This is a genomic window from Armatimonadota bacterium (assembly GCA_020354555.1).
GTDB lineage: Bacteria > Armatimonadota > Hebobacteria.
The window spans coordinates 1900900-1925748 of sequence record CP070648.1 but is presented as its reverse complement, the minus strand read 5'-3'; the positions used below and the strand labels follow the sequence as shown (position 1 = coordinate 1925748).

The following is a 24849-nucleotide window of genomic DNA, read 5'->3' as shown; positions in this document are numbered from 1 at the left end:
TGACCGATCCGGGGGTGGCGGTGCTGCGCATTGACGGCGCCGACGACAAGCCGATCGCTCTGCTCGCCAACTTCGGCACGCATCCGGTGTTCCTGGATGATGACAACCGCGAGTTCTCGGCGGATTTCGTCGGGTACATGTTGCGCACGATCGAATCGTCCCGCGGCGGGGTGGCGATGATCGCCAACGGCCCGCTGGGCGATCAAAACCCGGACCAGGATGACCGGCTGCCGCAGGGCTATCCGCGCGCCGAAGCATACGGCACGCGCATGGCGCAGGAGGTGGTGCGCATCGCCGGGGAGGCGCAGATGCGCCGTCAGGTGGCGCTGGCCAGCGTGCTCGGCGAGTTGAAGCTGCCCGAGCCGACGGTTGATATCGAAACCCGCCGCGTGCCGATCATGGCGATGCGCATCAGCGACGTCCTGCTGCTCGGAGTGCCGGGCGAAGCCACCGCTGAGGTCGGCCTCGAGATCGAGGCCCGCGCGCGGCAGTTCGCCTTCGACCTGCCCGTGGTCGTCGGCTTGGCCAATGACGAGATCGCCTACATCCTCGCGCGCGAGGACTACGAGCGCGGCGAGTACGAGGCCGAGATGTCGTTCTTCGGCCCGACCCTGGGGCCGGTTATCGTCGACGGGATGACGGATCTCGCGCGGCGCATTCAGCCGATGGCGATGGCGCACACGGCGCTGCCGTTTGCGAGCGCCGCGCGTGGCACATGCTGCGCGTCGGGGCCGGTGGCGATGGGAGCGCGGTGACGCAGCGGCACGAGCGCGAACGCGGCGGCGGCCTCCCGCCGCCGCGCATAGTCGCCTGGGAAATCACCGGTCGCTGCGACCTGGCGTGCAAGCACTGCCGCGCCGCGGCGACCGCTGAAGCCGACCCTCAGGAACTGACGCCCGACGAGGCTCTCGCGGTCGTCGAACAACTGGCCGAGGCGGGAACGCGCCTGCTTATCCTGACCGGCGGGGATCCGCTGCTGCGGCCGGATTGGCCGGACCTCGCGGCGCGCGCGACAGCCGCCGGCATACGCGTGACGATGGCGCCGAACGGCTTGCACGTCGACGCCGAAGTCGCCGCCCGCATGCGCGAGTGCGGGATCGAGCGCGCGGCGATCAGCCTCGATTTCCCGACCGCCGAACTGCACGACGAATTCCGCGGCGTACCCGGCGCCTTCGACGCCGCGGTACGCGCTCTGCGCCTGCTGCGCGAGGCCGGCGTCGAGTGTCAGGTCAACACCACGATCAGCGCGCTCAACGTGAATCACCTCGACGCGCTGATTGACCTCGCGCTCGAACTCGGTGCGGTTGCGTTCCATCCGTTCCTGCTCGTCGAGACGGGACGGGGCGAGGCGCTCGCCGAGCAGCGGCTGACCCCGGAGCAGTGCGAGGAGATGATGCTGCACGTGCGGCGCCGCGCGGTCGAACTGCAAGATCGCCTGGCGATAAAGCCGACCGATATGCCGCACTACTGCCGCGTCGCCGCTCAGAATCCGGCGGAGCGCGGGACTGCGTCGGCACCCGCCCTCGACGCCATGACCCGCGGATGTCTCGCCGGGAGAGCCTTCTGCTTCATCTCCAGCCGGGGCGACGTATGCCCGTGCGGTTATCTGCCGCTGCCGGCGGGGAGTGTGAGGGTCACGCCGCTGGCGCGGATCTGGCGCGATTCGGCGGTGCTGCGCGCGCTGCGCGACGACGACATGATCGAGGGCAAGTGCGGGCGGTGCGAGTTCAAGCGCATCTGCGGCGGCTGCCGCGCGCGCGCCTTCGCGCACACCGGCGACTTCATGGCCGAGGAGCCGCTGTGCGCGTACCTCCCGAAGGCCGCACGTCCATCTGGGCGCGACTCCTCTTCCTTACAGGGAGAGGCCGGGTCAGGGTGATCACGTAGGCCGGCGCCCCATTCGATCTCGGATGCGAGGGGGAATCAAGGGGATTCAGCACATGACGCGCACTCACGACGTGGTGGTCATCGGCGGCGGGCTGGCGGGCGTGTGTGCGGCGATGCAGGCCGCGCGCCTGGGCTGCAATACCGCGTTGGTCGAGCGCGAACTCGTGCTCGGCGGCAACTCGAATTCCGCGTTCCGTCTCCACATCGAGGGCGCGAGTTCGAACCACACCTACGGCAACGAGACCGGCGTCGTCGAGGAGCTGGAGGCGGAAGCCGTCGTGCGCGGCGCCTTCATGCCGCCCGGCGGCGGCCAGCCAAGCTACTTCAACAGCCGCTGGAGCGAGATCCTGCTCGAGTTCTGCGAAGCCGCCGGCGTCCAGGTCTATCTCAAGACGCTCGCTGTCGCCGCGCGCACCCGCGACGGCCGCATCACCTCCGTCATCGCCGAGGACATGCTCTCGAAGCGCCGCCTCAACCTGCGCGCGCGCCACGCGTTCATTGACGCCAGCGGCGACGGCCAGGTCGCGGCGTCGGCGGGGGCATCGTACTGCATGGGCCGCGAGGCGCGCTCGGAGTTCGAGGAGTCCTTCGCACCGGAAGCCGCCGACCGCAGGACCATGGGCAACGCGCTGATGTTCATCATGCGCAACGCCGGCCGGCCCATCGAGTACCTCCCGCCGCCCGGCACGCCGGTGTACGAGACGGACGAAGACCTGCCCATGGGCTATCACTCCGCGTGGGATCCAAGTATTGACTTGCCGCTGATCTGGACCGCCGAGTACGGCGGTCATCTCGACACGGTCGAGGACGAAGCCGAGATCTACCGCGGCCTGGTGCGGATGGTGCATGGGATCGTGGATCATCTCAAAAACCGCGGCGACCACGGCGCCGAGAACTTCGAGCTGTTCTGGGTCAGCCCGTACATGGGCAAGCGCGAGAGCCGTCGCTTCATCGGCGACTACATCCTGTCACAGCAAGACCTGTTCGACGCGCCCGACTTCCCCGACCGCGTCGCGTACGGCGGCCGCGCGGTGGACCTGCACGAGATCAACGATGAGGGGACGAAATGTCGCGTTCGCTTCTACGGCACGCCGCCGCTGTATTCGATACCGTTTCGCTGCCTCTACTCGCGCGACGTCGCCAACCTGATGCTTGCGGGGCGGCTCATCTCGGGGACGCGGGTCGCCCTCGGCTCGTACCGCGTGATGAAGACGCTCGCCACCACCGGCCAGGCCGTGGGCGCGGCGGCGTTCCTGTGCAAGGAGCACGGCGCCACCCCGCGCGACATCTACCACCGCCACATTGGGGAGCTGCAGCAACTCCTGCTGCGCGAAGATGCGACCGTCCTGAATCTCCCCAACGCCGACCCCGCGGACCTGGGACGCGCGGCTGCGGTGCGCGCGTCGAGCGAGCATCCCGACCATCCCGCCCAGAACATCATTGATGGGGTGAACCGGCAATGCGACGAAACACCCACCCACCAGTGGCGCTCCGCGGAGGGCCTGCCGCAGTCGGTCGAGGTGGACTTCGGGGAGCGGCGCCGCGTGGGCATGGTGCAGGTTGCTTTCGACGGCGACCTCGGGCGCACGCGTAACCGCCATTATCCGCAGACGGTCTCGCCGCTGCTGGTGCGGGACTACCGGATTCTCGCGCGCACCGCGGCAGGTTGGCGGCCGGTCGTCGCGGTTCAGGGGAATTACCAGCGCTTTCGCCGCCACGCGTTTCGGCGACGGGAAATGAGCGCGCTGCGCCTCGACGTGCTCGCGACGCACGGCGCGAACCACGCGCGGGTGTACGAAGTGCGCGCGTACCCGTAGGCGCGCCGGGCGAGAAGGGAAACGCGCCGCGCGTGCCGAATGAGCAGGCTTCGACAGCGGCCGCAGGCAATGTCGCCTCGTCCGCTCCGGACGTGAGGAATCCGCCCCGATTAGGGGTACAATACAGACACAGGCACAGTCGCGACCCGCCGGCGCCGGCGATGTATGGCGCCGGCTTTGACCGTTTGGCGTGGGTGATTCCCGAGGAGTCTGGACTGCACGCGCGGTGCGTGCGGCGGTTCATGGACGACCCCGAGCTGTCATGTGCGGCCGCTACCCGGGAGGTTTCACCGGCCGCGACTGGTACGAGTAATGCGGGTGTAGTACGGAGAGATGATCTGCCCTGTCTGCAATGCGGAATTCGACGGTGACAAGTGCCCGGAGTGCGGGGCTTCCGTCACCTCGGCGACGAGCGCTCTCGTCAGCGCAGCCTCGGCCCTGCTCAAGGAAGGCCTGCCGGATCAGGCGATCGAATCGCTCGACCGAGCTATCGAGCGCGACCCGAAGAGCTACGAGGCGCACAGCCTGCTCGGCGCGGCGTACATGCGCAAGCAGGAGTACGAGCTGGCCGGCCATCACTTCGAGCGGGCGGTGTGGCTTGACTCGGGCCGCACCGGCGCACGCTACAATCTGGCGGTTGCTTATCGTGCGGCCGGCCGCACCGATGAGGCGCTCAAACAGGTGCGCGCCGCCCTCGAAAAGGATCCCAACCACGAGAAGTCCAAAGCCCTACTCCGCGAGTTGAGGAAGGACTCCGCGGGAGAAGGAAGAGAGGGCGAAGCAGGCGCGCCGGAAAACCGCCCGCGGGCAGCCGCCCCGCATCTCCACGCCGTCCACGTCCCCGGACAGCGCCTCAGCCATCGCGTCCAGGTGGGACTCGGCGCGCTCTCGGCAACCGTCGCGCTCGTCCTCGGGGCGTTCGCCTATGTCTGGATCTTTCGCCTGCTGACCAGCCCGCAGCTCATCGGCCGTGACGCGGCGCTGTGGGGGCAACTGCCGTATGCGTTCGGCGTCATCATCTTTGTCGCGGGCGTCATCGCCGCTTCGTTCCAGGCCAAGGGGTTCCCGTTGGCGGGCGCGCTGGCGGGGCTGGTCGGTGCGCCCGGCGGCGTCGCGCTGGTGCTGGTCAGCGAGGGCGAATCCGTCACCGCGACGATCCTGCTCGGCGCAGCGGCGTGCGGCGCGGCGGGGGTGGCAGTCTTCGAAGCATTCTCCAAGTTCACGCGCGTGGGCGAGTACCGGCGCACGTTGCTGTGGGTGTCAATCGCCCTGGTCGCCGCATACGTCATTGTCGGCCACGTGCGGCAGGGCAGCCTGCGCGGATATGTCACGATCACGGTGCCGGATGCCCTCGGCCAGCCGGTGATCCTGCGCGTGCCGGATGCAGAACTCACGCTTGCCGACGCCCGCGGCCACCGCAGTTACGTCACGTACAGCGTCAACGCGCGCGAGAGCAAACGCCCCGCCGCCGCCAACGGCAGCTACCGCCTGCGCGGCATGCCGGTGGGGCATTACACGCTGAGCGGCGTTGACCCGGACAGCGGCGCCTTGTGGCAGGGAGATGTGTGGGTGGACTACGCCATCGTCGGCGGCGACGAGAAGGAGATCCCGCTCCTCATGCCCCTGGAGAAAGTCGAGCACAACCCCCGCCTGCGGTTCTGAGACGGCGCCGCGCGCGCTGCTGCTTGCGGAGCCCGGCACACACCCCATCGTCCCAGCGACGTGCAGTTCCTACGCGACCGTTGTCGTCGCCCCGCCGTCGGCGGTGATGACCTGCCCGCGCAGCCAGTTCGCGTCATCGCTGCACAGGAAGGCGATAACCGCGGCAATGTCCTCCGGCTCGGCGATGCGCCCCGCGGGCGTCAGGCGCGTCAGGTTGGCCATGAACCGCTCGCTTTGCCAGTACGCCCGGCTCATGTCGGTGCGCACCAGCCCTGGCGCGACGCAGTTGACCACGATGTTCTGTTTCGCCAACTCCAGCGCCAGGCACCGCGTCATCGCTTCTACCGCCCCCTTGGCCGCGCTGTACGCGAGCGAGTAGCGCGCCGCACGCGAGGCAAACACGGAGGAGATGTTGACGATGTGACCGCCGCGCTCCCCCATCCGCCGCGCCGCCTCCTGCGCGCACACGAGCACGCCCCAGGCGTCAATGTCCATCGTCTTCTGCCAATGCTCCCTGGTCAGTTCGCCAGTGTGTCCGGCCTCCGCGGCCCCGGCGTTGCTCACCACGATGTCCAGCCCGCCGAAGGTCTCGATGACCCGATCCATCATCTCCGCCACTTGCTCCTTCGACGCGACGTCGGCTTGCAGCGCGAGCGCGCGGCCGCCCTGCGCCTCGATCGCCGCAACGACCTCCTGCGCCGCGTCCTCGCGCGCGTGGAAGTTGACCCCCACCGCCGCGCCTTCCTGCGCCAATCTCAGACACACCGCGCGCCCGATGCCGCGCGACCCGCCGGTGACCAGTGCAACCTTGTCCGCAAAACGCTTCACGACGCCTTCTCCTCCGATGGTGTGATCCGCCGATCTCCCAGACTCCCCGCCAACACCAGTGCCCGCCAGCTCGGAGATCCGCCTGTCGCCGCGTCCATCCGCGGCGCGCTCGTTACCGCAGGAACCCGTGGTAGCGCCCCATCCAGTATGCGAGCAGATAGTCGATACCCGCGTACCCCACGTACGGCCCGTGCGGCCTGCCCCCTGCTCGCCCACGCGTCTGAATCCCCACGTAGTACTGCCAGTTGAACTCCATCGGCGGGCGCAGGCGCATCGGGATGAACGACGCCACGAAGTCCTGCGACTGCTCGTCCGGATTGAGGCAGTACGACAGTGTGTCGCGCAGCTGCGGCGGAAGCTCCTCGCCGTGTTCGGCGACGTACTTCCCGATCTCGCGCCGCCAGTTGGGCACGTACAGATTGCCGGGGGTGAACTCCAGCAGCTCTATCTCACCGCGCCGCGCCGCATCGCTCTCGGGGCGATAGGTCTGGTACACGAAGTAGAGGTAGACGTTGCCGAGATCCTTGACATCCTCGTAGACTAAGTCGAGCGCGCGCAAGAGGTGGCGCAGGACGTCGGGGTCGGTCTCGTACTGCAGCAGGTGGTAGGCCGGGCTGTCCCATTGATAGTGCTGGAAGAACGGGTCGAGGATCGCGGACGCCTGGATGATGGAGTGGCCGAGGAAGAAGTGCGGGTTGATAAATTCCGCGTACGCCTCCTGGAAGCGGTTCTCCCCGGTGATGTGATGCGCGAGCTTGAGCGTTGCCAGCGCCTGGAACGGAGCGACCCAGAAGTTGCCGTGGATGGTGTACTCGCCGTCCCAGTCAACGGCCTGCATGCGGTGGTCGAGGAGGGAGCCGGCGATGTCCAACACCAATTGCCGAATCAGCTTGCGCTCCGAGTCATCGGCCACCAGGTCGTAGTACGTCGCCAGCCCGAAGAAGTGTCCGCTCAGCTGGTCGCGGCTGATATCGCCCCCCCACCAGATGTCCTCGCCGCGCTTCTTGATCCAGCGCTTGCGACCGGTGCCGAGGCCACCGGTGAAGCTGCGTCGGTAGCTGCGCGCGACCACCCCCGGCACGCCGCTTATCGTGCTCAGCATGCACAGCGCCTCGAACGAACGCCGGGCGCGCGTCTTGGCGTCCGCGTCACCCGTCGCCGCATAGCGCAAGCACTCCGCGCCGGTGTAAAGACCGGTGAGCCAGTCGGCGTCTTCCTGCCATTGGTTGCGGCGGTCGTCGAGGTCGTAGCGATAATCGACGACGGTCATGATCTGGCCTTCGAGGAGGTGGCGCTCCTCGATGATGCGCTCCACCGCCATCGCCTTATCGAGCAAGGGGTCGGGGGTGTCGGCAGGCCGCGGCGTGCGGCGCTCCTTGACCGTGACGCGCCGCTTGGTTGCGCCGGCGTGCTTGCGATAGGCCTCATACAGCTTCGCGCGCGCTCCGCCCGCGGCTGGGTCGATGTACTCGAAGCTGAAGCCGAACAGCGCATCGCAATGCCGGGCGGCGGTCTGAAGCTGGCTGCGCAGGCGGCCAATGCCGGCGGACGGGAGACGCGCGGGATCGCCGCCCGCGCGCCGGCGCGCGACTTCGTAGAGCCCGACCTGCGCCCACAGCTCGCAGTCCGTGTCCGCCAGCTCGAACTCCATCATCTCGTACGCATCGTCCGCCGCTTCCGGTGTGCAGCGAAGGGACCCCACGTCATCGCGTACGAGCAGCGCGTCCAGCTGCGCGCGCCTGACGACCTCGCCCCACGCCTCGGCCCAGTCGGCGAGAAGATCGACCTGCGCCGCCTTCGCCTGCGGATCGGTGTCGAACAGTTCCCAGCCGTGCCCCGCGACAGGCAGTCTGGGCGGCGGGGCCGTGGTGCACACGACGAGATGCGGGCATGCCATGCGGCAGAAGGTCGCGGTTTTCTCCATCGCCTCGGCCTCCGCAGGCGTCGGCGGCGCCGACCATTCCTGCGGCAAATAAATGCCGCTCAAGCTGTCGCTGAAGCCGGAGCGAGTTAGGATATCCATGAGTGAAGCCGCCGCGCGGCGGGCGGCCGCCTCGACCGGGCCGTAATGGATGTCCATGAGGGGCCTCGCGGCGTCGAGCCCGAGAAACACGGATAATCCGCTCTCCTCCGCTCCGGCGAAGACCGCCTCCAGGATGTCATCCGTCCCCATGCCCGGCATCGGGTCATTGAGGTCGGACCGATACAACGCCCGACCGCTCGCCGAGCACCATTGAACGATGACCGCATCCATGTCGGCGGCGGCGATCGCCGCCAACGCATCGCCCCACTGCGCCTTCGACCACCCGAGGTGCTCCGGCGGCCTGATGAAAACGCCGTTCAGTCCGACCGTCTTTCGCGTTTTCGTGCGCGTACCTTGTCTCATCTCCGCTCCTTCATGCCTGGATCGTGGTCGCCCGCTGCGTGGTTGACGTCATCGGATCGCTCAGGTGCCGGCTGCCCGACGCGCCGCCATGGTCGCCATCCCTAACGGTTCAGGCATCACATGACCGCGGCAGCACGCCAGCGTCAACGCTACCGCCGTGCCCAGGTCAATCATATGCCCCACCGACACCAGCAGCGGTCGCGACCCCGGCCGCGTGACGACCGATGCGCCGACGTGCTGGCCGTGCTCATCAACCAGCGGCGCGCAGTCCCCCGGCTCGCCGAAGGACAAGGCGCTTCCCATGGTGCGGCGGGTGCCCTCGCACCCTGGACTATGCGCCAGCATCCCCGCCGAGCGCCGCCCGGCTCCGCTGGCGAGCGCCCGCAGCGCGCAACCGATTGACGGCAGACCTAACGCCAGTCCGACATGGCTCGCCAGCCCGCACCGGCGCGGGTGCGCCAACCCGTGCCCTCGCACGAACAGCGCGTCCGGCCGCTTGCCGAGGTTCTCAACCGCCGCGACAAGGACCGCGCCCTCGCGAAACGCGCGCAGGCCGGACACGTATCCCATCCCCGGCTCGGCTCGCGCTGTGGCTTGCTCCATCAACTCCAGCGCGGGAAACGTCAGCAGCGCTGCCGCCGCGATGACTTCGTCATCCGCATCTACGCACGCCGCGCCCGCCACCGTCCGCACCTCCGCCAGCTTCAGCCCGCTCGACCGCACATGCTCCGCGAGGGCAGCCTGCACCGCCTCGGCTTGCGCGCGGCTGAGGGAGCGGCGGAGCGATGCTCTCGCCAGTTCGTTGCCGTTGGGGAGCGCTTCCATCGCCTGTCTCACAGCGGACCGTGCGCCGTGGAACGGTTTCGGCGCGCCATCGGTGCCGCCCTGCCGACGGTCCGGATCTGCGCGCGCCGAGCGATTCAGTGGCTTGCGGGCTCCACCCGGTCCGGCGAGACGATCAGCGCCAGGAACTCGTAGAAGTCCACGCGCATGTACTTCGCGTGGCCGTCCACGAAAGCCATCGGGGTGCAGACCGGAATCGTGGGGGTGACCTGCTTCTCCGTCAGCCCGAACAGCGGCGCGAGTTCGGGAGGGATGGCGTGGACCGCCGCGTATGCGCGCGTGTACTCCTCGTGCACGCCGTAGGAGCGGCACATCAGAAGCGGCTCCCATCTGACGACAAGATCGTCCCAGATGGGAGAAAGAGACTTCCCGCACGCGAGGTAATCCTCGGGGTTGTCCGCACCGAGCACGCTCGTCCCCCGAGTATAGCCGAGTAGGAACGCGACGTCCCACAGCGCCATGAAGTCGGCGCCATAGTCGCTCGCCCGCACGCCCGTGCCGTAGGGATGGTGCATGCACATGTAGGCGTACGAACCCGACTGCCAGGTCTTGCGCCCGTCGAGAATGCCCGCGCCCGGCATATGGACGAGCAACGGGTCCTTGGGATCGGGCGCGCCGGTCCTCTTGTCTGTCCCAACGGCATAGGTCTGCACGGTGAAGTACGGGTCCTGGCGGGTCAGTGTCGGGCAGTTGAAGATGTCGAGCGACTTAACGTACGGCCCCAAGACATCGGAGAGGTGCCACATCCAGCGCCCGTCAATGTACGGCTCTCCGTACCTACTCGTCACGTCGGCCCGGAATGCATCCGTCTTCCAGTTCGCGTACGTCCCCCCCACGGCGTGGGCGGTGCCGTCGCGATCATCGGCGACGCAGGCGGGCAGCACCTCGTCGTAGTCCTGCGCGTAAAAAAGGGCCGCCAGCACGATCTGCTTGAGGTTGGAGAGACAGACGCCCTGGGGGGAATGACGACTCTGCCGCTTGCGGGCAAACACGGGGAAGAAGATCACCGCGAGGACGACGATCAACAACACAACGCCGATCAATGCGATCACCGTCCAGCCGCGGTTGCGTGCCATCGCTGCCCCCTCCTTCGCGGGACCGGCCCGGCGCGGCCAGGTGGGCCGGACGTCCGGTCCAGCCAGCACAGGTATTACGCGGGAGCGGCGCGCCCTCCTTGTGCTTCGAGGGAACGTCGGGCCCGCTGTTGGCGCGGCTCACGCGACGGCCGCGGCGCTCCCCCTGCATGCATATGGACCGGCAACATCCAACTCACCGCGAGGAGCCCGACATTCCCGCGGCGAAGACGTGAGCCGATGGTTCCTTTTTCTTGAGGAGGACAACCCAGTGGCGGAAACGGTTCGCGTCGGCATGCTCGGCATCGAGAACTCCCACTCGGTCGCGTATACCAGGCTGTGGCAGGGCGATGTGCCCGCAGAGGAGCGCGTGCCTGGGGCGCGCGTCGTGGCGTGCCTGAACCAGCAGCGCACGGATCAGGACGCGGATGACGAGAAGAAGTTCCTCGCGCAGCTCCAGGAAATGGGCGTCGAGAAGGTCGTGTCCAAGCCTGAGGACATGCTCGGCGAAGTGGACGCCGTCGCCGTCGTCTCGCGCGCGGGCAACGAGCACCTGCCGCTCGCGGAGCCGTTCCTGCGGGCGGGCATGCCGACGTTCGTGGACAAGCCGCTCGCCACGGATCTCGATGTCGCGCGCAAGATCGTCGCGCTCGCGCGGGAGAACAACGCGCCGCTGTTCTCGGCGTCCTCCGTGCGCTACGCGCCGGAGGTCGTCGAGCACCGCAACATGCATGACGAGATCGGAAAGGTGCGCACCGGGGCGGTCTGGTGCCCGGCCAGTCGCGACCTCGGCTTCTACGGCATCCACGCCATCGAGATGATGAGCGCGCTGTGGGGCCCCGGCGCGAAATGGGTCAGCGCCTTCCACAGCGAGGACAAGCACCTGGCATGGGTGGGATATGAGGACGGCGCCGCGTACGCGGTGCACCTCGTTCGCTACGGCAGCCCGGGCTTTGGCTTCACGTATCTCGGCGAGGGGAAGAGCGGCTTCAGCCCCGTCAACGCCGCCTACGGGCCCATCGCGCGGGTGATGACGAAGATGTTCCACGACCGCGAGACGCCGCTCGACCTGGATACTTGCGTGCAGTCCATCGCGATCCTGGAAGCCTTCCGCAAGTCCGAAAACGGGAAGATCGTTGAGTTGGCGTCGCTGTGACGGCCGGGCCGGGACCGATGCGCGTCGCCGATGCCTTGTTCGTTCCCGGCGTCGGTTCTCCCAACTGTGTCACGTCGGAGGTCGGGCATTGATATCACAACGTACGGCCACAGTTGTGTGGACTCTCGCGTTGCTCGTCGCCGCAGTGGGCACTGCCGAGGCGGCGGAGCCGCAGGTTGTGTGGAAGGCGGACATCGGCGCGCGGGTGTACACCTCCCCGCTGACGTGTGATCTGCTTCCCAGCCCCGGCCTCGAGACCGTCGTCTGCGCGAGCGAAACGCGGCGGGTCGTGTGCCTGAGCGCCGCGGGCGTGACGATGTGGTCGTTCGGCGAGGGCTTCTCCCGGCGCCTGACCTCCACGCCCTCCGCCGCGGACCTCGACGATGACGGCAAGCTGGAGATCGTTGTCGCGGGCGGAGGCGGCAACCTCGTGTGCCTCGGCAGCAACGGCGCGCTGCGGTGGCGGTTGCAGCTAGAAGGCGGCGTGGACTGGAGCGCGCCCGTGATCGCGGATCTCGACGGCGACGGTACGCTCGGGGTTGTCGTCGGGACGGGAGGCGGAGTTCTCTACCGCCTCGCTGCCGACGGCTCCGTGGTGTGGCAGACGAAGCTCGACGGAGGCGTGTCGTCGCTGCTGTCGGTGGCGGACGTGAACGGTGACGGACGCAAGGAGATCATCGTTCCGGTCGCGCGCTCGGTCGTGTGTCTCGACGCCGCGGGCGAAACCGTGTGGGAGTTTGCGGGGCACGCGGAGTGCAACGGTGTGTCGGTAGCTGATGTTGACGCTGATGGGCGGCCGGAGATCCTTGCGGCCTATGACGACCAGGTGCTGTGCTGCCTGGACGCGAGCGGTGCGCGGAAATGGGCCTATCACGGCGGCTACGCCGGGGGCGGCAGCGCGAGCTTCATGCCTCCCTCCGTCGCCGACCTCGACGGCGACGGCGAGGTCGAGATCGTCTTCGCCGACAGCAACGGCACCGTGCGCTGCGTGGACGGCGCAGGCAGCGAGCGCTGCTACTTCACTGCGGGCTCATCGGCAGGCGACCAGCCGGTGATTGGGGATGTCGACGGCGACGGCGAGGCCGAGGTGATCGTCGGCTTCGAGGACGGTTCGCTGGTGTGCCTGGATGACGCGCCCGCAGTGGAATGGCGGTATATGACCGAGTTTCGGTCGCCTTACCCGGGCCTGGCGGACCTCGACGGCGATGGGCGGGTTGAGGTGATCGCGACCTCCAACGACAACTACGTTTACTGCTTGCGGCCGCCGGCCGGAAAGGCATCGGGCAGACTGCCGTGGCCGATGCGCCGGCTCGACCCGCAGCAGAGCGCCGCGCTGGAGAGTAGGTGAGCCATGAGACACGCCGCGATCATCGCGATCATATTCACGGTCTGCGGTTCTGCTCTTGGGGCGAACCTGGTCGCCAACCCGTCGGCTGAATCCGGAGGCGCGGTGCCCGATTCGTGGCGTGCGGTCCCGGCCGCGGCCGGGACGTGGTGCGATCAGGGGGCGCGTTTCGGTGAGAAGAGCCTCGGCCTCGACGGCGCCCAACTGCGCGCGGCATGGCGCTCCGACACGATACCGGCGGAGTCCCCGCAGGGCTACCGCCTCAGCGGCTGGATTCGCTCCGAAGGCGGGACCGGCTGGATCGAGGCGCGCTTCCTGGGCGCCCGCGGCCGCCTCGTCGAAACCGTGCGAACGCCGAGCGCGAGCGACGCGGCGTGGGCATATGTCGCTGCGGACCTCTCCGCATCCAGCGTGCGCGAGGCTGGGTCGGTATCCGTCGTGTGCCGCGCGGAACAGGGCCCTTGCTTCTTCGACGGTGTCCGCCTCTCGCCGCTCGACCGCAATCTTCTGCGCAACACCGAACTGACGCCCATGCGACTCGGCGATCAGGATGATCCGGCCGGCACCCCCGCGGGCTGGCACGCGCTGCCGGAATCGGATTCCCGCCCGGTGGCCGTTGCGGAGCCATCGCCGGATGCGGGCAAGGCGCTGCGCCTCGGCACACCGGGTCCGGATCGCGTCGCGTCGTATCTCGTCGATCTGCCGGACGGCGCGCGGCTCTGCGAGATGACCGCCCAAATACTCTCCGACGGCGCGGCATCGTACGCGATATCCTGGTTCGGCCCGCGCGGGTGGATGCGTGATGATGCTGCTGAGGTGGCAGAGACGGGCGGCCGTTTGCAGGAAGTCACGGTGGCCGCCGCCCCGCCGCCCGGAGCGAACCGCGTCCGCGTTACCTTCTCGCTGCTGCGCGGGGAGTCCGCATTCGTCAAGCCGATGCGGCTCGTGGCGGTGACGCCGCCCGGCGCGGCGGAAGTCGAAGTCTTCGTCAACCAGGTCGGTTACGAGCCCGACGGCCGCAAGACGGCAATCGTCGCCAGCACGCGATTCCCGGCGCGCCTTGACGACGCCCGGTTCGCGGTGGTTGACGGCACTGGCGCGCGGATCTCCGAGGGCACGCTGAACCCGCTCGGGCGCGTGCACGAGGGCGCGCCCGATGACTGGGGACGCTATTACTGGCTTGCGGATTTCTCCGATCTGCGCGAGACGGGAACCTATCGCATCGAGGCGGCGATCGCAGGCGAAGGCGCGGAGTCTTTCCCCTTCGATGTCGCCCGCGGCGTGATCTTCCGCGCGACTGCGGAGTTGGCCTATCAGTTCCTGTACTACCAGCGCTGCGGCGGGGACGTGCCGGGCTGGCACGGCCCGTGCCATCTCGACGACGGCCGGCTCCCGGACGGTTCGCACGTGGCGCTGGCCGGCGGCTGGCACGATGCGGGGGATTACAACAAGTGGATGTACGTCGAAGGCCCGCCGCTGGTGCTCTACGGCCTGGCAAGCGCCTACGCGGCGCATCGCGATTACTTCGACGCCATTGACCGCGATGCCAACGGCCGCGCCGACCTGCTCGACGAGATCCTGTGGGGCGCCGACTGGCTCATGCGCATGCGCAACCCGGCGACGGGCGGCCTGTACGGCTCGGTCTCGACCGGCTGGTCGTATTGGGGGAAGGCGGAACGAGAAACCGACAATATCCCCGGCAATGATGACGACCGGCCCGTGGCCGACGAGCACCCGGCGGTCGCTGTCGCGGCGGCGGCGCTGGCGAAGACCGCGCAGTGCGTGGACGACGGCGAGTCGTTCCTGCGCGCCGCCGTTGAATTGGAGGCGTACGCCAAGGAGAAAGAAGGACAGGGCGCCGACCGCCTGCTCGCGACCGTCGCGTTGTGGCAGGCCACCGGCGATGATGCGTACCTGGAGCAGGCCCGCGCGTGCGCCGACGCGGTTGCGAAGGGAGACCCCAAGGGCCGCCAGGGGCGAGCGCTCGCGGCGCTCGCGCTGTTCGTCGCGACGGCGCCCGGCGCGCGCGAGAATCAGGACTACCGGCGCGCCATCGAGGAGTCGCTCGCGTGGTTCACGGGAATGCAAGAGCAACCCTTCCCGGTTGTCGCGGGACGCGCGGGTGACGCGCAGGACATGGAGGAACCCCGGCGCGTCGGCGAGTGGGGCAGCCACATGGGCTTGACCTCAAATGCCTGGGCCGGGCTGGCGTGCGCGCGGGCGATCGGCTCGCAGGACGCGGCGCAGAGCGCGTTCACGGAGCTGGACTGGATGTTCGGCCTCAACCCGCTGGGGCTGTGCATGATGGACGATGTCGGGTCGCGCAACCCCTCCGCCTACCACCACCGCTACTTCGACTATCCCGGCCATCGCGACGGCGCGGTGCCGGGTGCGATCCCGAACGGCATCGCGCGCCCGCCGAGCCGCAGAGACCTGGACCTGCCGTATTTCGACTCCATCACCCGCGACCCGACCAGCTCCGAGCCGTGGATTCCGTACACCGGCTACTATCTCTCCGCGCTGGCGATGATGGAGCAGGCCGACTGAGGGTCACCCTCGTTCCTCGCCCCAGCATGTCCGCGCGTAGGCCAGATCCTCGCGCGTCTGCTCGATGACCTGATTGGGGCTGAGGTAGTCGTAGAAGCTGTGCAGGCTCAACGGCCCATCGTAACCCCGCTCGCGCAGCAAGCGGAAGATGTCATCCCAGCGGATGAGGCCGTCGTCGAGCCCGACCCACCGGACGCGCCATCGTCCCTCTTGGTGAATCCATCGCAGGTTCTTGACTCCGACGTAGCAGAGGTACTCGCCGAGCATGTCGAGATGCATCGCCCACGGCTCCGCGCCCTCCTGCGCCACCATGTTGCCGGGGTCGGTGTAGATGCCGAGGTCCTCGGGGGCAATGCCTTCGACCAATTGGAGCGCCAGCGCGCCGGAGCAGTTAAGCTTGTTGCCGCCGTGGAGTTGGAGCATGGGCTTGACGCCGTGGCGGCGGCCGAGTTCCGCGAGCCCGCGCAGCGACTCGCGCGCCTGCCTCATGCTCGCCTCGAATCCGAGCGCGGGATCGTAGCCGTAGAAGCCGAGGCGCAGCAGCTCGATGCCTTCGCCCGCGCACGCCGTGAAGATATCCTCGGCGTATGGATCGTCGGGCCGCGTGACATCACACGCCGCAGCCGGCACTGACAGCCCGGCGACGCGCAGGGCCTCGGCCGCCTCGGGCAGCTCGTGCCGCACGTTCGCCGGCGTCACCTGCGCGCCGTCGCGGATCAGCAGGTCCGCGCCGTCGAAAGCGAGATCGGCGATCGCGTCCGCCATCTCGTCCGTCTCGAGGTCGCGAAGCGTCTTCGTGAACAGCAGCCACCGCGCAGCCACGCTCTCCTCCGTCCGCTCCGAAGTGCACCGGCAGTGGCTTTCTGCGCGCCGCACCCCTCGCCCTGCAGACGCGCCGGGCGTGCGAATGATTGCAGCGGATCGGTGTGCGGCGCACTAGGATGTGGCACAGTCGCCCTCGACTGTGAAGGGGAGCGATGAATCCACCAGGGGCGGACTCGGCGCGCCTCTGCGCGCGGTGCGCTGGATTCGCACTCGTGGCGGTCACGCCCGACGCCCTTCACTGATTGACACCGCAGGCACCGGCGAAGTAGCATTGCCGCACCACGGAAGCTAGGCGGTGCGATGAACGGATTATCAGAGACTGCCCTCCTGGCGCTCGACACGATTCTCCACAAGCCGACTAAGGGGATCCCCTCCTGGCACATCCACGTCATGCAGCAGTCATTCATCGAGCGCATCGCGGGCGTGGGGCCGGGGGAGTATCGCAAGGATCCCGATGCGGTGTACCTCGCCTACCTGCGCGCGCTCGACACCTGCCTGCTCGATCAGTATATCCCCGACAACCCGCTCACCATGGGCGACCGCGGCTTCGAGGGTCGCGAGAAAGGCGCGACCACCGGCGCCGAGACGATTGTCCTCGACGGCGCGGTGATTGATTCGCCCGAGGCGGTCGTCGAGCACATGGAGCGGTTCCTGTTCCCCGCGCTCCACAAGGCGGCCCGCGACTTCGACGAGGACCGGCGGGTCAAGGAAATCCTCGACGGCGAGGCCGCCCTTCAGGAGAAGCTCAGCCCCAGCATCCTCAAGAGCGGGTACGCCTTCATCTCGTTCCCGTATCTCGCGTATGGCAGCTACGGCTATGCCGACTACTTCATGGCGTGGGCGCTGTATCCCGAGGTCATCGAGCGGCACTTCTCGCTGCAGGCCGACGTGGCGCTGCGCAACAACCGCGCGGCGGCGCGCGCGTACGCGGAGGGCAACCTGCCGCCGCTCTACCGCCTCGACCACGACATGGCGGGATCGCGCGGGACGATCGTTGACATCAAGTCACTCGACCGCCTGTGGTTCCCCCACTTCGGGCGCTGCCTCGAGCCGATGCTGGGGACGGATGTGCAGATGATCTGGCACTGCGATGGGAATCTCATGGAGATGGTGCCGCGGCTGATCGACGTCGGCGTCAAGGGCTTCCAGGGATTTCAATACGAGGCCGGCATGGACTACGAGAAGATCTGCCGCATGAAGGCCCGGGACGGCGACGACCTCTTCATCATCGCCGGGGTGTCGGTCACGACGACGCTGCCGATGGGGACGCCGGATGACGTGCGCCGGCAGATGTCGTGGCTGGTGGAGAACGGGCCGAAGACGGGGCTGGTGTTGGGCTGTTCGAGTTCGATGACGCCCGGAGTGCCGTGGGAGAACATCGAGGCGCTCATCGAGGGGCTTCGCTACTACCGCACGCACGGGAGGGTCTAGCCTGTCTGCATGGCCCGCCTGATTGGGCTTGGGACGCCTGGTGGCGCCGCACCGCAGGGGCGGCCCTCCGAGATTGTCGCACAGTTGGCTGGTGCGCGCTTCGCGGTCGCGGAAACGTCATTCAGAGCGCGGCGCCGAGCGTGCGCGAGGCGCAAAGCGAAGAATCTCGGTGTCGTGGTGGCGACTGCGCAACGGCCTCTCCGCGGCCGCCCGGAAGCGCCAGATCGTGCGCGGCGGCACCAGCGACGCCGCGCCACGTGGAATGCATGCGCGCATCGATGATGCGCGTCAGGAGGTGCTGCTATGAAGGGAACGTTGCTCAGAGTCGGGCTCTGCATTGCGCTGGCCGCCGCGGTCCTGGTGACTATCGGCGGGCCGGTCGCGCTGCTCTCGGGCCGGGCAGGGGCACAAGAGATAGAGATATCGCCGGCGCAGCGTACCGTCGGGCCGCCACACAATGTGAAGCCCATTCTCGAGCGCAGCTACTGCAGAGTGCTGGTTGATCTCACCAGCAGAGAGCTTGTGTTCGTCAACACGACTCGCGACACCAGGCGCGCGCGGATACCCACGGTGACGATATGGCGAGGCATGGGCGGCGGCGACGTGCGCGATGAGACGTTCGGCCTGCGCTATGACGGGGTCAGGAAGCCGGCGCCCTCGGGGCTTACCCTCATCGCGCTGTGGGACCCGCCGACGATCGACACGGTCTTTGTCCAGGTCGCGCGATCGAGCGTAACCGTCAAGGTGTTGGAGTGACGGCTGGTTGCAACCGGCTTCCCGGCGCCGGGAGCTTCACGAGTTGCGGGGACCATTTGTCCTGGACGCCGGGTCCGCGCGTTCGCCCTGCGCCCCATCGCAACAGCCGGGGGGGATGCGGATAGGTGACCGTCGGTATTTCGTCGAAACCATCGTCATCACGTGGCGGCCTAAGGGAGGCTAAGATGATGCACGCTCTACTTCTTCTGCTCGCCCTCGCGCTGACTGCGGGCGCCGCGGGCGCCGATGCATCGTGGAGACTGCCCTTGAGCGTCAAGGAGAAAGCTCTGGAGCAGAACATCCGCGAGCGGCACAACATCCTCGGCCTCTATCCCTCCCAAGTTGAAGTGCCTCTCGACGGCCGCCCGGTGGACAATTCCACGCTCGGGATCGGAAACATCGCCCACTCAGTCTGCTGGACCGCCAATTACTTGGCGGGGTGCTCGTTTCGTTACGCGTTCCTCAAGCAGAGCGGCGCACCTCAGGAGGAAGTTGATGCAGCCCTGCGCCGCGCCGACGAGGTGTTCGAAGCGGTCTACCGGTGCCAACTCGTCACCGGGGTTCGCGGACTGCAAGCCCGCGGCTACGCCATCGGCCACGGCGAGTCATACGAAGAGCGCTGGGACGCCCAGACCCGCGATGAGTGGCACCAGGGCGCGGGTGAATTCGGCGATCTGCGCTGGCGCGGCGACCCCAGCCACCACAACTACAGCGACGCCTCCCACGGATTGATTCAGTATTACACTCTCGCCGCCCAGGGGAAACAGAAGGACCGCGCGCGTGAGGCGATAGACGCCCTGGTGAGCTACTGGGTGGACAATGACCTCAACATCCACAAGCTCGACAGGACCCGTCCTCCCGTGCCCATCCTCGGCATGACAGACGGCAAAACCCTCAACACGCGCGTCATGATGGCGATCGCCGGCGCGAAATACGGCCACTACGCCACCGGCAAGGCGAAATTCCGGAAGGTCTACGATGACCTCATCGCCCAGTATGGCGTGCGCGGCCTGCAGTCATTCCGCGGCGGCCGCGACTGGGATGACGCCGAACACGTGCTGTGCCACCTCGAAGCGCTGTTTCGCATCGAGGAGGACCCGGAACTGCTCGCGGCCTACCGCGTGGTGCTCGACGCCATCTGGAAACAGCACGTCACCGACGGCCAAAGCCTGTTCACCTACATCTACTTCGGCTCCGCGCCCGATGCACCCGATCGCGAGAAGCCGTTGCAGGATGCCCTTTATTCCCTTCAGACCTGGCCCACGGACATGACACTCATGCCGCGCATGAACAGCATCCGCGACGACCTGACGCCCCCCTATCCCGTCTATGCCGCGGCGTGGGACAACGAGTACATCTGGAAAGGCAACCTGCTGGGCGCCGACGGCTGGCTGTCGCGCACCGTCACCGACGTGGCGGTCCCGGCCGAGGATCCCGTTGTCCTCTACGCCATTGACGAGGCCGGTCATCTGTACCAGTCGCGCGACGGCGGCAGCACCGCCGCCGGTTGGCGTCCGATTGACCCGGGCCTGCCCTCGCCCGCGCGCGCGATAGCGGCAGGCGCCCGCGTCCGTGAAGTGTACGCGGCCTGTGACGACGGGTTCTACCTCTCGACTACGGGAGGCTATGGGTGGCGCAGGCTGCCCGTGCCCAATGACGGCGGCCGCCCGGTGGACATAGACGTGGATCCGGCGAATCCGCGCATCATCTACGTCGCGACCACGAAGGGCGTCCATAGAAGCGTGGACTTCGGCGAGGAATTCCTCGGAAACAAATGGGAGACCCTCACCGACGGCCTGCCGGCGGCATCGGTTGCCTCGTTCGCCGTGGCCCTGGGCGACCCGGGCCGCGTCTACGCCGTGCTCGACGGCGTCACGTTCACCCGGCGACTCGATGAGGAGGCATGGCGCCGAGGCGGGGCGATCGGCCTGGGACAGTACACGGAAACCTACCCGTGGCTTGCGGTTGACCCCTCGAATCCGGATCGCGCATTCGCCGGCGCCAAGATCGCCTATCGCGACATGGGTACCCGCAGCCTGCTCCAGGAAACCACCGATGGCGGGCTGACCTGGAGCAACGACATGGCCAGCATATACCGGAGACTCGCCACCGTGGGCTTCGCAGGCCTCCTGGCATCCCTCGTGCCGGGGGAGGTGTCGCACCTCGTCATAGATCCCCGCAATCCGAAGACCATCTACGCAACCGGGGAGCGCGGCGTCAGCATGAGCACCGACGGCGGCGCGACCTGGACCGAGAGCTCCGCCGGCCTCGACATCCCCGTCGCGCGCAGCGTTTTCGCCCCGCGCAACTCACAGTGGCTGTTTGCCGGTACGCCGGCGGGGCTGTTCCTGTCCAAGGACGGCGGCGAGAACTGGGACAACGCCCACCTCGTCCTCCAGTTCGAGAAGAACACGCGCCGCGAAATCGGCGGCGCGGCCTTCATCGACGCCTACTGGCGCGGACGCTACTACGGGTTCATTGACGAAGAGGCCGCCGGCCGTCCCTTTGCGGACAGCGGCGAGGGCGCGCGCGCTACCACCCCCGGCGGGTAACTGAGCGTGAGACGAGTTGCCGGGACGGTTGGGCCGGGGCGCCGGGTCCGCCCGCTCGCGGTCGCCGGCCCCGGCACAGCCGCGGGGGACGAAAATGGGCGACTGTTGCTGTTTGGCGAGAGAGGCTATGCCGAAGCTGTTCGCAGCCGCGAGGATTGTCGCCTTGCTGATGTTGTCGCTGGCGGCGATGGCGGGCTGCGGTACGCGCTCTATCGGTTCGCTCTCAAGCGCCGAGCGCTGGAAGCCGGTGCGCGTCAGCGACCCGGGCCCTGGAAAGCACCCCGAGGTCTATACGGACATCGATTTCGTGGACGCCCAAGACGGATGGGCGGCGGTACTGGCGCCGGCGTTACCCATCCCGGAACCCCGTTTGATCCGGACCTCCGACGGGGGCCAAACGTGGGCCGATCAAGGCGTTTCGGGCGTATCTCTAGACTTCGTGAGTGAGAGATTAGGCTGGGCGGTTGAGCGCACTTCGGCCGGCGCCAAGGTGGGAAGAACGCTTGACGGTGGGACGTCATGGAACTGGCATGACGTGCGAGGGCATGGCCTGCTCTGGCTGGCTGCAATCTCCGCAAACGAGGTATGGGCTATTGGTGAGCGTGAAGGTAGCTACACGCTTCTCCGTACCCAGGACGGCGGTCAGTCCTGGGAAGCCGTGCGGCATCCCCTATCTGAAGAACCGAACGTGTTGCTTCTCGGGCTGGCGTTCCGTGACCCTAAGCATGGTTGGGTACTCGCGGAACGGAGGAGGACGTCTCCCGGCACGCGGAGGCTGTTTGTGCTGCTGACGCGAAACGCTGGGGAGACGTTTGAAGTGTGTGCGACTCCCGGGGTTCCGGATGTGGAATGGGGTTCTCTTCCGGCCCGAATTGCATTCCCCACCGAGCGGGAAGGCTGGATCGCGTGTGGCTCCAGCGCGCTCCTGCGTACCACCGACGGTGGAAAAACGTGGGCGGCGATCACGCCGCTTGTGAGCAGCAATCGTGTCAGCCTGGTGGACTGCTCCTTTCCTGACCGGTTTACGGGCTGGGCGGTCGGGGCAGAGTGGGACCGGCTCCCCGACAAGCGAGCAGTGGCCGTCGTCACTGGCGACGGGGGCAAGACGTGGCGCCGCGTATCGACAGGAGCAGAGGAAATAGAGGATGGGCACCTAACGCGGGTGGTGTTCGTCGATACGGAGCACGGGTGGATAGCTGGCGAGGGAGGCATCGTCCCTAGCGATTTCCCCGTCCAGCAGCGCCCGCACATGATCAGCTTCATTCTGAAGTACATACCCTAGTGATGCGATGTCGAGGGTCGCCCGACTTTCCTGCACAGCCTGCAGTCGCATCGGTCGGTACAGTCCATCTCAGCGAACGACGGCCATGACCTATTTGGTTGGCGCTGTGGTATTCTGGGGGCGTGCTACAAGTTGCCGGGACGGTTGGGCCGGGGCGCCGGGTTCGACCGCTCGCGGTCGGCCCGGAACAAACGCCAACGATGAAAACGCGTGACGGCCCCTGTTCTCGCTGGAGCCAGCGGCCATGAGACTGCCACCTGTCCGGACTATGTTAGTAATCGGTGGGTTAGTGCAAACGACCTATGGTGCGGCGTGCGTTCTCGCCATGTTGACCGCAACTCCGGCGCCGGCCGGCTGTGTTCCGGTTCAGCCGAAAGGCCCTGCCTACTTGGCGTTCCTACGCACCGGGCCCGAACAGGAAAAGTCCAGCCAGGGACTGTGGGCATGTAACCTATCCACGAAGCAGCAGTTTCGGATATCGGGCTCGGACGAAAGCGTAGTAGGTAAGGCGGTCTACTCCAGCGTTTCCGGCGTGCTCGCCTGGTGGAGCGTAAACGAGCCCCGAGGTGCAGTCCCGGTTCATTCACTGCGGGTCTGGCACAGCTCCGATGAGGAACCGGCAACTATCTACAGGGATGCGGAGATCGACCCGGACGCTCTCTCGATTTCACCTGACGGGCTTTACCTGGTCTTCGGTCGCTCTCGGGGTGAATTTGGCAACGGCCCCATACGAGACTGGGGCATCTGGCAGATCAGAACCGACGGGACCGGCCTCCGTCGTTTGACAGACGGCTTTGGCGGACGGGGTAGGAGCCTCCGTCCCACGATTTCGCCAGATGGAAAGCTGATCGCATTCTATGGCTACTTGTTCGAGGAAGTTGGCAGTCTGTGTCTAGTGGGCAGAAACGGCGGGGTGCCAGAGATCCTTCCACTTGAGATTCGGGATGTGGCGTGGTATCCGAGCAGCAAACGCCTGATTGTGGCCCAGGCCGGGCCGGATAACGAGCCATGGGACAGCCGCCTGGCGAGTTACGATATCGCGACGGGATGCCTTCGGGCGCTCACCTCTTATCGCCGTGCTTACGGCGACCACACACCAGTCTTCTCCGCAGACGGCAAGAAGCTCGCGTATTTCACTTCCCACTCCCAGGGAGGGACAAGCGCGGATTGCTTAAGCGTGTTGGATCTTGAGACTGAGCTCACCCACACGATCGTGGCCGATGCCGACCTGTTTAGCTCCGAATGCGTGTGGGCAGCTGACAGTGTAAGCTTATTCTATGTCATCCGGCTGTTCTCCGAAGAAGGTGTGGACTTCCAAGTCTGGAGCGCACGAGCCGATGGTGCATCCAAGCAGAAGGTGCTCGACCACGCTCGGTCGCCTGTTCTCATCGCAAGGTGAGTAAGCACGGCCTTGTTGACGGTCTTCAGATAGCATGAAGGTCGCAAGACATGATCTATCCCACCAACGCGGAGCACCGAAATACGCAGTACGCCTAGCGCAGGGCGCTCAGCGCGCATTATTCATGCGCGCACGCGTCATGCCCAGGTCGCCCCGGACGCGCCGGGGCTCCGGAGCGGCGCACAGCGCCACCCAGCACGCACTTCAAGCGTAGTATGAATAAGCCGGGTTGGACAGGACATGCGACAAGGGCGTTGAAGGTCATACATCGCAGGAATGACGCACGGTGCCCGGGGAGCACAGGAGAGAGCCGGACATGCAAAGGCTCTGCTTGATAGTGGTGGCGTTTCTTTCCGGGGCGGTTCTGATGGCGCTAGAACTGGCGGGAAGTCGTGTACTGGCGCCCTACTTCGGGGGGTCCATTTTCGTCTGGGGCAGCCTGATCGGGGTCTTTCTGGCATCCCTGAGCATTGGCTACTATCTCGGGGGGTGGCTGGTGGATCGCTGGCCGCGTGCGACCTTGCTGGCAGGATTCCTGTTCGCCGCGGGGCTCTTTGTATTACTCTTGCCGCGCTACGGCCCCGCCGTGTGCGACCGCATCTCGCTTGTGGACTACGGCGCCCGTGCCAGTCCGCTCTTCGCCTGCATGATCCTGTTCTTCGTCCCCGGGAGCTTGATGGCGGTGACCTCGCCCTTCGTCATCCGCCTGAGCGCCCGCATGATGGAGGAGGTCGGCCGCACGGCCGGCACGGTCTATGCGGTGTCGACGATCGGCAGCATTGCGGGCACGCTCGGCACCGCCTTCTACTTGATACCGTGGATCGGAACTCGTGCCATACTCTATCTGCTGGGCGGCCTGCTGATTCTGAGCGCCCTGATTGCCGCCGCTGGGCCTAGGCTGCCGCGTACCGTCGCCACTGCGATGGCCTGCTTCATTCTGCTGCAAGCATCCCCTCCCGGATATGCCGAGCAACGCGTGCTCCTGGAGCGCGACAGCCCGTATCACCGACTTCTGGTAACCGAGAATCAGGACTACCGGTGGCTGCGGGCGGACAATTGG

Annotated in this window: 18 protein-coding genes; 13 read left to right on the top strand and 5 right to left on the bottom strand. The window is 67.1% G+C overall.

The window, feature by feature from the left end:
* From JSV65_07870 to JSV65_07855, 4 genes are all read left to right on the top strand, one after another.
* Positions 1-755, top strand: a 755-nt coding sequence (locus JSV65_07870; GenBank protein ID UCH36259.1) for a hypothetical protein, incomplete at its 5' end; no start/stop codon positions are given.
* Positions 752-1879: a radical SAM protein gene (locus JSV65_07865; GenBank protein UCH36258.1), complete on the top strand. Its 1128-nt coding sequence runs from the start codon at positions 752-754 to the stop codon at positions 1877-1879. The genes JSV65_07870 and JSV65_07865, both read left to right, overlap by 4 nt.
* Before the next feature lie 61 nt (positions 1880-1940).
* A complete protein-coding gene (locus tag JSV65_07860; GenBank protein ID UCH36257.1) occupies positions 1941-3704 on the top strand; it encodes an FAD-dependent oxidoreductase in 1764 nt (587 codons plus the stop codon).
* Positions 3705-4037: 333 nt separating this feature from the next.
* Positions 4038-5366 (top strand): tetratricopeptide repeat protein, encoded by a 1329-nt coding sequence (locus JSV65_07855; GenBank protein ID UCH36256.1) that lies wholly within the window; start codon positions 4038-4040, stop codon positions 5364-5366.
* A gap of 69 nt (positions 5367-5435) precedes the next feature.
* On the opposite strand, the gene JSV65_07850 is transcribed toward JSV65_07855, so the two are convergent.
* The 4 genes from JSV65_07850 to JSV65_07835 all read right to left on the bottom strand — a co-directional run bounded on the left by JSV65_07850 (position 5436) and on the right by JSV65_07835 (position 10499).
* A complete protein-coding gene (locus tag JSV65_07850) occupies positions 5436-6194 on the bottom strand; it encodes a glucose 1-dehydrogenase (GenBank protein ID UCH36255.1) in 759 nt (252 codons plus the stop codon).
* Positions 6195-6306: 112 nt separating this feature from the next.
* Positions 6307-8580 (bottom strand): DUF4434 domain-containing protein, encoded by a 2274-nt coding sequence (locus JSV65_07845; protein ID UCH36254.1) that lies wholly within the window; start codon positions 8578-8580, stop codon positions 6307-6309.
* 60 nt (positions 8581-8640) lie between these two features.
* The gene (locus JSV65_07840) at positions 8641-9405 is read right to left on the bottom strand and encodes an endonuclease V (GenBank protein ID UCH36253.1); all 765 of its coding nucleotides are present in this window, start codon (positions 9403-9405) and stop codon (positions 8641-8643) included.
* 95 nt (positions 9406-9500) lie between these two features.
* Complete coding sequence (locus tag JSV65_07835) at positions 9501-10499, bottom strand: hypothetical protein (GenBank protein UCH36252.1); 999 nt, start codon at positions 10497-10499, stop codon at positions 9501-9503.
* Positions 10500-10767: 268 nt separating this feature from the next.
* Between JSV65_07835 and JSV65_07830 the strand changes: the two genes are divergently transcribed.
* From JSV65_07830 to JSV65_07820, 3 genes are all read left to right on the top strand, one after another.
* Entirely contained in the window at positions 10768-11652 is an 885-nt protein-coding gene (locus JSV65_07830) for a Gfo/Idh/MocA family oxidoreductase (protein UCH36251.1), read from the top strand.
* An 88-nt stretch (positions 11653-11740) separates the two neighbouring features.
* Positions 11741-13000: a VCBS repeat-containing protein gene (locus tag JSV65_07825; GenBank protein UCH36250.1), complete on the top strand. Its 1260-nt coding sequence runs from the start codon at positions 11741-11743 to the stop codon at positions 12998-13000.
* A gap of 3 nt (positions 13001-13003) precedes the next feature.
* The gene (locus tag JSV65_07820) at positions 13004-15544 is read left to right on the top strand and encodes a glycoside hydrolase family 9 protein (protein ID UCH36249.1); all 2541 of its coding nucleotides are present in this window, start codon (positions 13004-13006) and stop codon (positions 15542-15544) included.
* Positions 15545-15547: 3 nt separating this feature from the next.
* Here the strand turns inward: JSV65_07820 and JSV65_07815 are convergent, their stop codons facing one another.
* On the bottom strand, positions 15548-16366 hold the full coding sequence (locus JSV65_07815; GenBank protein ID UCH36248.1) for a sugar phosphate isomerase/epimerase: 819 nt from the start codon (positions 16364-16366) through the stop codon (positions 15548-15550).
* Positions 16367-16669: 303 nt separating this feature from the next.
* Here JSV65_07815 and JSV65_07810 point away from each other — a divergent pair, with 303 nt between their 5' ends.
* The 6 genes from JSV65_07810 to JSV65_07785 form a co-directional block, all read left to right on the top strand.
* Entirely contained in the window at positions 16670-17800 is a 1131-nt protein-coding gene (locus JSV65_07810; protein ID UCH36247.1) for a hypothetical protein, read from the top strand.
* Positions 17801-18103: 303 nt separating this feature from the next.
* The gene (locus JSV65_07805; GenBank protein ID UCH36246.1) at positions 18104-18556 is read left to right on the top strand and encodes a hypothetical protein; all 453 of its coding nucleotides are present in this window, start codon (positions 18104-18106) and stop codon (positions 18554-18556) included.
* Between the two features lie 185 nt (positions 18557-18741).
* Positions 18742-21108 carry a hypothetical protein gene (locus tag JSV65_07800; protein UCH36245.1) on the top strand — a complete coding sequence of 789 codons (2367 nt, stop codon included), beginning with the start codon at positions 18742-18744 and terminating at the stop codon, positions 21106-21108.
* Between the two features lie 127 nt (positions 21109-21235).
* Positions 21236-22390, top strand: a complete 1155-nt coding sequence (locus tag JSV65_07795) for a hypothetical protein (protein UCH36244.1) — start codon at positions 21236-21238, stop codon at positions 22388-22390.
* Between the two features lie 244 nt (positions 22391-22634).
* On the top strand, positions 22635-23789 hold the full coding sequence (locus JSV65_07790) for a PD40 domain-containing protein (GenBank protein UCH36243.1): 1155 nt from the start codon (positions 22635-22637) through the stop codon (positions 23787-23789).
* 316 nt (positions 23790-24105) lie between these two features.
* Positions 24106-24849: fused MFS/spermidine synthase (locus JSV65_07785; protein ID UCH36242.1), on the top strand; the 744-nt coding region annotated here is incomplete at its 3' end.

Bases quoted from the DNA above. Each gene is read 5' to 3' on its own strand.
- JSV65_07820 (UCH36249.1), top strand. From the start codon at position 13,004: ATGAGACACGCCGCGATCATCGCGATCATATTCACGGTCTGCGGTTCT.
- JSV65_07835 (UCH36252.1), bottom strand. From the start codon at position 10,499: ATGGCACGCAACCGCGGCTGGACGGTGATCGCATTGATCGGCGTTGTG.
- JSV65_07845 (UCH36254.1), bottom strand. From the start codon at position 8,580: ATGAGACAAGGTACGCGCACGAAAACGCGAAAGACGGTCGGACTGAAC.
- JSV65_07840 (UCH36253.1), bottom strand. From the start codon at position 9,405: ATGGAAGCGCTCCCCAACGGCAACGAACTGGCGAGAGCATCGCTCCGC.
- JSV65_07795 (UCH36244.1), top strand. From the start codon at position 21,236: ATGCCGAAGCTGTTCGCAGCCGCGAGGATTGTCGCCTTGCTGATGTTG.
- JSV65_07860 (UCH36257.1), top strand. From the start codon at position 1,941: ATGACGCGCACTCACGACGTGGTGGTCATCGGCGGCGGGCTGGCGGGC.
- JSV65_07810 (UCH36247.1), top strand. From the start codon at position 16,670: ATGAACGGATTATCAGAGACTGCCCTCCTGGCGCTCGACACGATTCTC.
- JSV65_07855 (UCH36256.1), top strand. From the start codon at position 4,038: ATGATCTGCCCTGTCTGCAATGCGGAATTCGACGGTGACAAGTGCCCG.
- JSV65_07800 (UCH36245.1), top strand. From the start codon at position 18,742: ATGATGCACGCTCTACTTCTTCTGCTCGCCCTCGCGCTGACTGCGGGC.
- JSV65_07805 (UCH36246.1), top strand. From the start codon at position 18,104: ATGAAGGGAACGTTGCTCAGAGTCGGGCTCTGCATTGCGCTGGCCGCC.
- JSV65_07790 (UCH36243.1), top strand. From the start codon at position 22,635: ATGAGACTGCCACCTGTCCGGACTATGTTAGTAATCGGTGGGTTAGTG.